Raw genomic sequence first — 11,074 nt, forward strand, 5'->3', positions numbered from 1 at the left:
AATTCGTAGAGGATTCAAGATGGCTACTGGAAAAATTGTCCAGGTAATCGGCGCCGTGGTTGACGTCGAATTCCCTCAGGATGCCGTACCGCGCGTGTACGATGCTCTTGAGGTTATGAATGGTAAAGAGAGCCTGGTGCTGGAAGTTCAGCAGCAGCTCGGCGGCGGTATCGTACGTACCATCGCCATGGGTTCTTCCGACGGTCTGCGTCGTGGTCTGGAAGTTAAAGACCTCGAGCACCCGATCGAAGTCCCGGTAGGTAAAGCAACGCTGGGTCGTATCATGAACGTTCTGGGTCACCCGATCGACATGAAAGGCGATATCGGAGAAGAAGAGCGTTGGGCTATTCACCGCGCAGCACCTTCCTATGAAGAGCTGTCCAGCTCTCAGGAACTGCTGGAAACCGGCATCAAAGTTATCGACCTGATGTGTCCGTTCGCTAAGGGCGGTAAAGTTGGTCTGTTCGGTGGTGCGGGTGTAGGTAAAACCGTAAACATGATGGAGCTTATTCGTAACATCGCGATCGAGCACTCCGGTTACTCTGTGTTTGCGGGTGTAGGTGAACGTACTCGTGAGGGTAACGACTTCTACCACGAAATGACCGACTCCAACGTTCTGGATAAAGTATCCCTGGTTTATGGCCAGATGAACGAGCCGCCGGGAAACCGTCTGCGCGTTGCGCTGACCGGCCTGACCATGGCTGAGAAATTCCGTGACGAAGGTCGTGACGTACTGCTGTTCGTCGATAACATCTATCGTTATACCCTGGCCGGTACGGAAGTATCCGCACTGCTGGGTCGTATGCCATCAGCGGTAGGTTACCAGCCGACCCTGGCGGAAGAGATGGGTGTTCTGCAGGAACGTATCACTTCTACCAAAACCGGTTCTATCACCTCCGTTCAGGCGGTATACGTACCTGCGGATGACTTGACTGACCCATCCCCAGCAACCACCTTTGCTCACTTGGATGCAACCGTGGTACTGAGCCGTCAGATCGCATCTCTGGGTATCTACCCGGCAGTTGACCCGCTGGACTCCACCAGCCGTCAGCTGGATCCGCTGGTTGTTGGTCAGGAACACTACGACACCGCGCGTGGCGTACAGTCCCTGCTGCAGCGTTATCAGGAACTGAAAGACATCATCGCCATCCTGGGTATGGATGAACTGTCTGAAGAAGATAAACTGGTGGTAGCACGTGCGCGTAAAATTCAGCGCTTCCTGTCCCAGCCGTTCTTCGTTGCGGAAGTATTCACCGGTTCTCCGGGTAAATACGTTTCCCTGAAAGACACCATCCGTGGCTTTAAAGGCATCATGGAAGGCGAATACGACCACCTGCCAGAGCAGGCGTTCTACATGGTTGGTTCTATCGACGAAGCCGTAGAAAAAGCCAAAAAACTTTAACGCCTTAATCGGAGGGTGATATGGCAATGACTTACCACCTGGACGTCGTCAGCGCAGAGCAACAAATGTTCTCTGGTCTGGTCGAAAAAATCCAGGTAACGGGTAGTGAAGGTGAACTGGGTATTTTCCCGGGTCACGCACCGCTACTCACCGCCATTAAGCCTGGTATGATCCGCATCGTTAAACAGTTCGGTCATGAAGAGTTTATCTATCTGTCCGGCGGCATTCTTGAAGTGCAGCCTGGCAACGTGACCGTACTGGCTGATACCGCGATTCGCGGGCAGGATCTCGATGAAGCGAGAGCCCTGGAAGCGAAACGTAAGGCTGAAGAGCATATTAAGAGCTCTCATGGTGACGTGGATTACGCTCAGGCATCTGCGGAACTGGCCAAAGCGATCGCGAAACTGCGCGTTATCGAGTTGACCAAAAAAGCGATGTAACACCGGCTTGAAAAGCACAAAAGCCAGTCTGGTTTCCAGGCTGGCTTTTTTTGTTTTGTTGCATAAACATTTAAAGTGAAATCTGTTTTGTGATTTAGATCAAAAAAAGTTGATTGGTTAAAAAATGCGGCGTAGACTCTTTTTATGTGATGAATATCACATAATGAACTCAAATAAAAAGAGATGCCAACATGAAATTACTCAATAAAATCATCGCCATGTTCAGCAATATGAGCTTTTAGCTTTTACCTGCCCGTCCTGTGGCGCGATGCTTGATACGGTTTATCAGTCAGCGCCACTTGTTGTTATAGATCCCCTCTTCCTCCTCTTCTCCCTCAACTTTTTATTTTCGCGTACGCATTTTCGGTTTCTTACTGAATCACATAAATAAAATCGGACTTTGCATGTGTAACTCTTTATTCATGCGGTAAAAAAATAGCAAAAACATTAACCTAAGGCTTTAATAAGAGCATGCTCCTGGTTTTTGGGAGACAAAAGGCGCCGATATAGTCGAAAATAGTGAGTTAATAGTTAGGGATTTTCCCCTATTGAACGTTTTATCTTCGGCCCATTTCATGATGAAAAAAATGTAGTATTTTCAATATGAAAGGGTATAAATTCGTTCTCAAATGACAGTCAGGATGTGTATGTTGAATAATGCTATGAGCGTCGTGATCCTTGCCGCAGGCAAAGGGACACGTATGTATTCCGATCTTCCTAAAGTGCTGCACACTCTCGCAGGAAAAGCGATGGTGCAGCATGTTATTGATGCCGCTAATGAATTAGGCGCAACTCATGTACACCTGGTCTACGGGCACGGTGGTGATTTGCTTCAGCAGACGTTGAAAGATGGCAATCTGAACTGGGTTCTGCAGGCAGAGCAGTTGGGAACCGGTCATGCTATGCAGCAGGCTGCACCGTTCTTTGGTGATGACGAAGACATTTTAATGCTCTATGGCGATGTGCCGTTAATCTCCACTGAAACGTTACGCCGCCTGCGCGATGCTAAACCTCAGGGGGGTATTGGCTTATTAACCGTAAAACTGGACGACCCAACCGGCTATGGGCGCATTACGCGTGATAACGGCAGCGTTACTGGCATCGTTGAGCATAAAGATGCGACCGACGAGCAACGCAAGATCCAGGAAATTAACACCGGCATCCTGATTGCCAATGGCGCTGATATGAAGCGCTGGTTATCTAAACTGACCAACAACAACGTGCAGGGTGAATATTACATCACCGATATCATTGCGATGGCGTACCAGGAAGGTCGTGAAATTGCTGCGGTACATCCGGCACGTATTAGCGAAACCGAAGGGGTGAACAACCGCCTTCAGTTATCCCGTCTTGAACGTGTCTATCAGTCCGAACAAGCAGAGAAACTGCTGTTAGCTGGCGTTATGTTACGCGATCCCGCACGTTTTGATCTTCGCGGTTCGCTTATTCACGGGCGCGATGTTGAAATTGATACTAACGTTATCATTGAAGGTAACGTAACCCTTGGCGATCGCGTCAAGATTGGTACTGGCTGCATTATCAAAAATAGCGTAATTGGCGATGGTTGTGAGCTTAGCCCGTACAGCGTGGTGGAAGATGCCCATCTGGAAGCGGCCTGTACTATCGGGCCTTTTGCGCGTCTGCGTCCGGGCGCTGAGCTGCAGGAAGGCGCACACGTGGGTAACTTCGTCGAAATGAAAAAAGCGCGTCTGGGTAAAGGTTCTAAAGCCGGTCATCTGACCTATCTGGGCGATGCTGAAATTGGCGATAACGTGAACATCGGCGCGGGGACGATCACCTGCAATTACGATGGTGCTAATAAATTTAAAACCATTATTGGTGATGATGTGTTTGTGGGTTCGGATACTCAACTGGTGGCGCCTGTCACCGTGGGTAAAGGCGCGACGATCGCCGCTGGAACCACAGTGACGCGTAATATCGCTGATAACGAACTGGTATTAAGCCGTGTACCGCAGGTCCATAAACAAGGTTGGCAGCGCCCGGTGAAGAAAAAGTAAGTGATTTTTGCCGGATGGCGGCCTACGTGCGATGACGTTCTGTAGGCCTGATAAGCGTGAGTGCCATCAGGCAGACAAGAGATGAGGGGATAACATAATCCTCCGCTCAACAAGCAGTACCTATAAAAATAACCCCACTCTCTACAAGGCTCGGGGCGCCCGGAAAGGGCAAATACAGGTCAGCGACAACGACAGGCATAATGCCTAAATTCGGAATCAAAAAATATGTGTGGAATTGTTGGCGCTATCGCGCAGCGTGATGTAGCTGAAATCCTTCTCGAAGGTTTACGTCGTCTGGAATATCGTGGTTATGACTCAGCCGGTCTGGCTGTTGTTGATGCTGAAGGTAACATGACCCGTCTGCGTCGTCTGGGTAAAGTGCAGATGCTGACTGCTGCTGCGGAAGAACATCCGTTACACGGTGGTACGGGTATCGCTCACACCCGCTGGGCAACACACGGCGAACCTTCAGAAGCAAACGCGCATCCGCATGTTTCTGAGCACATTGTGGTGGTGCATAACGGCATCATCGAAAACCATGAACCGCTGCGTGAAATGTTGAAAGCGCGTGGTTACATCTTTGTGTCTGAAACAGACACCGAAGTGATCGCTCACCTGGTGCATTGGGAGCTGGAACAGGGCGGTACACTGCGTGAAGCGGTATTGCGTACTATTCCGCAGCTGCGCGGTGCCTACGGCACAGTGATCATGGATACCCGTAATCCAGAAACTCTGCTGGCGGCGCGTTCTGGTAGCCCGCTGGTTATCGGTCTGGGCATGGGTGAAAACTTTATCGCTTCCGACCAGTTGGCTCTGCTGCCGGTAACCCGTCGCTTTATCTTCCTGGAAGAGGGCGATATCGCCGAGGTAACGCGTCGTTCAGTCTCTATTTTTGACAAGACTGGCGCGGAAGTTAAACGTCAGGATATTGAATCTAATCTGCAATACGACGCGGGCGAAAAAGGTATTTATCGCCACTACATGCAGAAAGAGATCTATGAGCAACCGAACGCGATAAAAAATACGCTGATCGGGCGTATCAGTCATGGCGAAGTGGATTTAAGTGAGCTTGGCCCTAATGCCAATGCGTTGCTGTCTCAGGTCGAGCATATCCAGATTATTGCCTGCGGCACGTCATACAACTCAGGCATGGTATCCCGCTACTGGTTTGAGTCGCTGGCCGGCATTCCTTGTGATGTGGAAATTGCTTCTGAGTTCCGTTATCGCAAATCCGCTGTGCGTCGTAACAGTTTGATGATTACCCTGTCTCAGTCCGGTGAAACGGCGGATACCCTGGCGGGTCTGCGCTTATCTAAAGAGCTGGGCTATCTGGGGTCGCTGGCAATCTGTAACGTTCCAGGCTCTTCTCTGGTACGTGAATCTGACCTGGCGATGATGACCAATGCCGGGACCGAAATCGGCGTGGCCTCCACGAAAGCATTTACCACCCAACTGACTGTTCTGCTAATGCTGGTGGCGAAGCTGGCTCGTCTGAAAGGTCTGGATGCGACTATTGAACAAGAGATTGTTCACGGGTTACAGGCGCTGCCGAGCCGTATTGAGCAGATGCTGTCACAGGACAAGCGTATTGCCGCACTGGCGGAAGACTTCTCTGACAAACACCATGCACTGTTCCTTGGTCGTGGCGATCAGTACCCCATTGCGCTGGAAGGCGCCCTGAAGCTGAAAGAGATTTCTTATATTCACGCAGAAGCGTATGCCGCTGGTGAGCTGAAGCACGGTCCGCTGGCGCTGATTGACGCGGATATGCCGGTTATCGTGGTTGCACCGAACAACGAGTTGCTGGAAAAACTGAAATCCAACATTGAAGAAGTGCGTGCCCGTGGCGGCCAGTTGTACGTCTTCGCCGATCAGGATGCAGGATTTATCAGTAATGAAAATATGCATATCATCGAGATGCCGCATGTGGAAGAGGTGATTGCACCGATCTTCTATACCGTTCCGCTGCAACTGCTGGCGTATCATGTGGCGCTGATTAAAGGTACTGACGTGGACCAGCCGCGTAACCTGGCGAAGTCGGTTACCGTGGAATAAGCGATACCTCGCTGAACTGAAAATGCCCTGCTCAAAGCGGGGCATTTTTTTAAACGCGTTCTGTTTTTAATCAATTACCCCGCCTGTTTTATGTGACAAACCGTCATCTTCAGCTACTGTTTTCAGTGTCATAAAAAGAAAATTTTGCCGAAATATGATTGTCATATAATCTATTAACTTGCTGTTTTTATACAATTTTTAATTGTTCTTGGTGCGTTATTTTTCATTGTCATAAAACTGTCATATTTCGTACATTTAACTGTCACCTGTTTGTCCTATTTTGCTCACAGTAGCAACTCAAACAACAATTTACGAAAACCGTGCAGGAGACATTATGAAAGTTATGCGTACCACTGTCGCAACTGTTGTCGCCGCGACCTTATCTATGAGCGCGTTCTCTGCCTTTGCTGCAGCGAGCCTGACAGGTGCTGGTGCAACTTTTCCTGCGCCAGTGTATGCCAAATGGGCTGATACTTATCAGAAAGAGACCGGTAGCAAAGTAAACTACCAGGGTATCGGCTCCTCCGGTGGTGTAAAACAAATTACGGCCAATACCGTTGATTTCGGCGCTTCTGATGCACCGCTGTCTGACGAGAAACTGGCGCAAGAAGGTCTGTTCCAGTTCCCGACAGTGATCGGCGGTGTGGTGCTGGCGGTGAATATCCCTGGCCTGAAGTCCGGAGAGCTGGTGCTTGACGGTAAAACTCTGGGCGATATCTACCTCGGCAAAATTAAGAAGTGGGATGATGAAGCCATCACCAAACTGAACCCGGGTCTGAAGCTGCCTTCTCAGAACATTGCCGTTGTGCGTCGTGCAGATGGTTCCGGTACCTCCTTCGTCTTCACCAGCTACCTGGCGAAAGTGAACGAAGAGTGGAAATCTAAAATTGGCGCAGGCTCTACTGTGAACTGGCCGACCGGTCTGGGCGGTAAAGGTAACGACGGTATCGCTGCGTTCGTCCAGCGTCTGCCAGGCTCTATCGGCTACGTTGAGTACGCTTATGCTAAGCAGAACAACCTGGCATACACCAAACTGGTTACTGCTGATGGTAAGCCGGTAAGCCCGACAGAAGAAAACTTTGCTAATGCAGCTAAAGGCGCTGACTGGAGCAAAACCTTCGCTCAGGATCTGACTAACCAGAAAGGTGACAATGCGTGGCCAATCACTTCCACCACCTTCATCCTGGTTCACAAAGAGCAGAAGAAGCCTGAGCAGGGCGTTGAAGTGCTGAAGTTCTTTGACTGGGCGTACAAAAATGGCGGCAAACAGGCCAACGACCTGGATTACGCCAGCCTGCCGGACAGCGTGGTTGAGCAGATTCGTGCTGCATGGAAGACCAACGTGAAAGACAGCAGCGGTAAAGCGCTGTACTAAATACCCGTCATACTTCGAGCCGCAGCTGTGTTGGCTGCGCTTGTTCACTCCAGTTACATAGTAAATCTATGCTCCTGGGGATGAATGAGGGACATCCTTGTCCCTCACCGAAGGCAGCCTCCGGCTGTTCAAATTCGTTCCTGACGAATTTGTCACAAGCTTGCCGCCTTGCTGCAACTCGAATTATTTAGGGTATGGCATTACGTTAGCTGGGAAGCACGATAAAATGCGCGCTTCCTGGCCCAAACTTAAAGAGTGATTTATGGCTGCAACCAAGCCTGCTTTTAACCCACCGGGTAAAAAGGGTGACATGATCTTCAGCGCGCTGGTAAAACTGGCTGCGCTGATTGTGCTATTGATGTTGGGTGGCATTATTGTCTCTCTGATCATCTCCTCCTGGCCAAGCATCCAGAAATTTGGTTTCTCATTCCTTTGGACCAAAGACTGGGATGCGCCAAATGATATCTACGGCGCACTGGTACCGATTTACGGTACGCTGGTCACCTCACTTATCGCACTGCTGATCGCCGTCCCGGTGAGTTTCGGCATTGCTTTGTTCCTGACGGAACTTGCACCTGGCTGGCTGAGACGTCCGCTGGGTATCGCTATTGAACTGCTGGCGGCGATCCCGAGTATCGTTTACGGCATGTGGGGCCTGTTTATCTTTGCCCCGCTGTTTGCGACGTATTTCCAGGAGCCGGTCGGTAATATTCTTTCCAACATTCCGTTTGTTGGCGCACTGTTTGCTGGCCCGGCATTTGGTATCGGTATTCTGGCTGCTGGCGTGATCCTCGCCATCATGATCATCCCGTACATTGCGGCAGTTATGCGTGATGTGTTCGAACAAACGCCGGTACTGATGAAAGAGTCAGCCTACGGTATTGGCTGTACTACCTGGGAAGTTATCTGGCGTATCGTTCTGCCGTTCACTAAAAATGGTGTCATTGGCGGCGTAATGCTGGGTCTGGGTCGCGCGCTGGGTGAAACCATGGCGGTGACCTTTATCATCGGTAACACCTACCAACTCGACAGCGCATCGCTGTATATGCCGGGCAACAGTATCACCTCTGCGCTGGCGAACGAATTTGCTGAAGCGGAATCGGGTTTGCATGTTGCTGCACTGATGGAACTGGGTCTGATTCTGTTTGTGATCACCTTCATCGTACTGGCTGCGTCTAAGTTCATGATCATGCGCCTTGCGAAAAATGAGGGGGCACGCTAATGGCTACGCTGGAAATGCAAAACACCACCGCACTGGCAGAATCACGCCGTAAAATGCAGGCGCGTCGCCGTCTGAAGAACCGCATCGCGCTGACGCTCTCAATGGCGACCATGGCATTTGGTCTGTTCTGGCTTATCTGGATCCTGATGTCCACTATTACCCGCGGTATTGACGGTATGTCGCTGGCGCTGTTCACCGAAATGACGCCGCCGCCGAATACGGCAGGTGGTGGTCTGGCGAACGCCCTGGCCGGTAGCGGTCTGTTGATTCTGTGGGCGACCGTGTTTGGTACCCCGCTCGGTATTATGGCGGGTATCTACCTGGCTGAGTATGGGCGTAAGTCCTGGCTGGCTGAGGTCATCCGTTTTATCAACGACATTCTGCTTTCTGCACCATCCATCGTGGTCGGTCTGTTCGTTTACACCATCGTGGTAGCAAAAATGGAACACTTCTCCGGCTGGGCGGGCGTGATTGCGCTGGCGTTGCTGCAGGTACCTATCGTTATTCGTACCACTGAGAACATGCTCAAACTGGTTCCGGATAGCCTGCGTGAAGCCGCCTATGCGCTGGGTACGCCGAAGTGGAAGATGATTTCTGCAATCACCCTGAAGGCGTCTGTATCGGGCATTATTACCGGTATTCTGCTGGCAATTGCCCGTATTGCAGGTGAAACGGCTCCGCTGCTGTTTACGTCGCTCTCCAACCAGTTCTGGAGCACTGACATGATGCAGCCTATAGCCAACCTGCCGGTCACGATCTTTAAGTTTGCGATGAGCCCATTTGCTGAATGGCAACAACTGGCCTGGGCTGGGGTACTGATTATTACCCTGTGCGTACTGCTGCTGAACATTCTGGCGCGCGTCATTTTCGCGAAGAAGAAACACGGTTAAGTTTATTGCCTTGCCGGATGGCGGCGTAAACGCCTTATCCGGCCTACGAATGACATAGATGTAGGCCTGAAAGCTGCGCGCCATCAGGCATGATGAGGAAGAGATTGAAATGAGTATGGTTGATACTGCCCCGGGTAAAATTCAGGTTCGTGATTTGAACTTCTACTATGGCAAATTCCATGCCCTGAAGAACATCAACCTGGATATCGCGAAAAACCAGGTCACGGCGTTTATCGGGCCGTCAGGCTGTGGTAAATCGACGCTGCTGCGTACCTTCAACAAAATGTTTGAACTGTACCCGGAGCAGCGTGCGGAAGGTGAAATCCTGCTGGATGGTGACAATATTCTCACCAACACCCAGGACATCGCGCTGCTGCGTGCCAAAGTCGGCATGGTGTTCCAGAAGCCAACGCCGTTCCCAATGTCTATCTACGACAACATCGCGTTTGGCGTACGTTTGTTTGAGAAACTCTCGCGTGCGGATATGGACGAACGTGTGCAGTGGGCATTGACCAAGGCCGCACTGTGGAATGAAACCAAAGATAAATTACACCAGAGCGGGTACTCTCTCTCCGGTGGTCAGCAGCAGCGTCTGTGTATTGCGCGTGGTATCGCCATTCGCCCGGAAGTGCTACTGCTTGATGAGCCATGTTCAGCGCTCGACCCGATTTCTACCGGGCGTATTGAAGAGCTGATCACTGAGCTGAAAGAAGATTACACCGTTGTTATCGTTACCCACAACATGCAACAGGCAGCGCGTTGTTCCGATCACACGGCATTTATGTACCTGGGCGAGTTGATTGAGTTCAGCAACACGGACGATCTGTTCACCAAGCCCGCGAAGAAACAAACTGAAGACTACATCACCGGTCGTTACGGCTGATTCAGGAGCTTGTTGTGGATAACCTTAACCTTAATAAACATATTTCCGGCCAGTTCAATGCAGAGCTGGAAAGCATCCGTACCCAGGTGATGACCATGGGTGGCATGGTAGAGCAGCAGCTTTCTGATGCGATTACCGCCATGCATAATCAGGACAGCGAACTGGCGAAGCGCGTCATTGAAGGCGATAAAAACGTCAACATGATGGAAGTGGCGATCGATGAAGCCTGCGTGCGTATCATCGCCAAGCGTCAACCTACCGCCAGCGACCTGCGTCTGGTGATGGCGATTATCAAAACTATCGCTGAGCTGGAGCGTATTGGTGATGTGGCGGACAAAATTTGCCGCACCGCGCTGGAGAAGTTCTCGCAACAGCACCAGCCGTTGCTGGTAAGTCTGGAGTCGCTGGGTCGTCACACCGTGCAGATGCTGCATGACGTGTTGGATGCGTTTGCGCGTATGGATCTCGACGAAGCGGTACGTATTTATCGCGAAGATAAGAAAGTCGACCAGGAATATGAAGGCATTGTGCGCCAGCTGATGACCTACATGATGGAAGACCCGCGTACCATTCCAAGTGTGCTGACCGCGCTGTTCTGCGCACGTTCTATCGAGCGTATTGGTGACCGCTGCCAGAATATCTGCGAATACATCTTCTACTTCGTGAAGGGGCAGGATTTCCGTCACGTGGGCGGCGATGAACTGGATAAGCTGCTGGCGGGCAAAGATCCTAAAGAGTGAAAAAACGTAGAAAGTAGGCCGGATAAGCGTTAGCGCTATCCGGCAATTG

9 protein-coding genes are annotated in these 11,074 nt (G+C 50.9%); all 9 read left to right on the forward strand.

Going from position 1 to position 11,074, the window contains the following annotated elements; translation table 11 throughout:
- The first annotated feature begins 19 nt into the window (after positions 1-19).
- On the forward strand, positions 20-1,402 hold the full coding sequence (atpD, locus tag FDX03_RS21920; protein ID WP_003023806.1) for a F0F1 ATP synthase subunit beta: 1,383 nt from the start codon (positions 20-22) through the stop codon (positions 1,400-1,402).
- Positions 1,403-1,422: 20 nt separating this feature from the next.
- Positions 1,423-1,842 (forward strand): F0F1 ATP synthase subunit epsilon, encoded by a 420-nt coding sequence (locus FDX03_RS21925; protein ID WP_005121460.1) that lies wholly within the window; start codon positions 1,423-1,425, stop codon positions 1,840-1,842.
- 647 nt (positions 1,843-2,489) lie between these two features.
- The gene (gene glmU, locus FDX03_RS21930; RefSeq protein ID WP_048213785.1) at positions 2,490-3,860 is read left to right on the forward strand and encodes a bifunctional UDP-N-acetylglucosamine diphosphorylase/glucosamine-1-phosphate N-acetyltransferase GlmU; all 1,371 of its coding nucleotides are present in this window, start codon (positions 2,490-2,492) and stop codon (positions 3,858-3,860) included.
- Between the two features lie 225 nt (positions 3,861-4,085).
- Positions 4,086-5,915: a glutamine--fructose-6-phosphate transaminase (isomerizing) gene (glmS, locus tag FDX03_RS21935; protein ID WP_137346581.1), complete on the forward strand. Its 1,830-nt coding sequence runs from the start codon at positions 4,086-4,088 to the stop codon at positions 5,913-5,915.
- A 334-nt stretch (positions 5,916-6,249) separates the two neighbouring features.
- Positions 6,250-7,290 (forward strand): phosphate ABC transporter substrate-binding protein PstS, encoded by a 1,041-nt coding sequence (gene pstS, locus FDX03_RS21940; RefSeq protein ID WP_048213783.1) that lies wholly within the window; start codon positions 6,250-6,252, stop codon positions 7,288-7,290.
- Positions 7,291-7,552: 262 nt separating this feature from the next.
- On the forward strand, positions 7,553-8,512 hold the full coding sequence (gene pstC, locus FDX03_RS21945) for a phosphate ABC transporter permease PstC (protein WP_048213782.1): 960 nt from the start codon (positions 7,553-7,555) through the stop codon (positions 8,510-8,512).
- The gene (gene pstA, locus FDX03_RS21950; protein WP_048213781.1) at positions 8,512-9,402 is read left to right on the forward strand and encodes a phosphate ABC transporter permease PstA; all 891 of its coding nucleotides are present in this window, start codon (positions 8,512-8,514) and stop codon (positions 9,400-9,402) included. The genes pstC and pstA overlap by 1 nt, the downstream gene beginning before the upstream one ends.
- A 109-nt stretch (positions 9,403-9,511) precedes the next feature.
- On the forward strand, positions 9,512-10,285 hold the full coding sequence (gene pstB, locus FDX03_RS21955) for a phosphate ABC transporter ATP-binding protein PstB (RefSeq protein ID WP_003023821.1): 774 nt from the start codon (positions 9,512-9,514) through the stop codon (positions 10,283-10,285).
- Between the two features lie 14 nt (positions 10,286-10,299).
- On the forward strand, positions 10,300-11,025 hold the full coding sequence (gene phoU, locus FDX03_RS21960) for a phosphate signaling complex protein PhoU (protein ID WP_003023824.1): 726 nt from the start codon (positions 10,300-10,302) through the stop codon (positions 11,023-11,025).
- Positions 11,026-11,074: the final 49 nt, after the last annotated feature.

The sequence above is a fragment of the Citrobacter sp. wls827 genome (assembly GCF_005280875.1).
In the GTDB taxonomy this organism is placed as follows: domain Bacteria; phylum Pseudomonadota; class Gammaproteobacteria; order Enterobacterales; family Enterobacteriaceae; genus Citrobacter; species Citrobacter youngae.

Excerpts from the sequence above, each read along its gene's own strand:
- pstB (WP_003023821.1), top strand. The coding sequence starts at position 9,512 with ATGAGTATGGTTGATACTGCCCCGGGTAAAATTCAGGTTCGTGATTTG.
- glmS (WP_137346581.1), top strand. The coding sequence starts at position 4,086 with ATGTGTGGAATTGTTGGCGCTATCGCGCAGCGTGATGTAGCTGAAATC.
- atpD (WP_003023806.1), top strand. The coding sequence starts at position 20 with ATGGCTACTGGAAAAATTGTCCAGGTAATCGGCGCCGTGGTTGACGTC.
- pstA (WP_048213781.1), top strand. The coding sequence starts at position 8,512 with ATGGCTACGCTGGAAATGCAAAACACCACCGCACTGGCAGAATCACGC.
- FDX03_RS21925 (WP_005121460.1), top strand. The coding sequence starts at position 1,423 with ATGGCAATGACTTACCACCTGGACGTCGTCAGCGCAGAGCAACAAATG.
- glmU (WP_048213785.1), top strand. The coding sequence starts at position 2,490 with ATGTTGAATAATGCTATGAGCGTCGTGATCCTTGCCGCAGGCAAAGGG.
- pstC (WP_048213782.1), top strand. The coding sequence starts at position 7,553 with ATGGCTGCAACCAAGCCTGCTTTTAACCCACCGGGTAAAAAGGGTGAC.
- pstS (WP_048213783.1), top strand. The coding sequence starts at position 6,250 with ATGAAAGTTATGCGTACCACTGTCGCAACTGTTGTCGCCGCGACCTTA.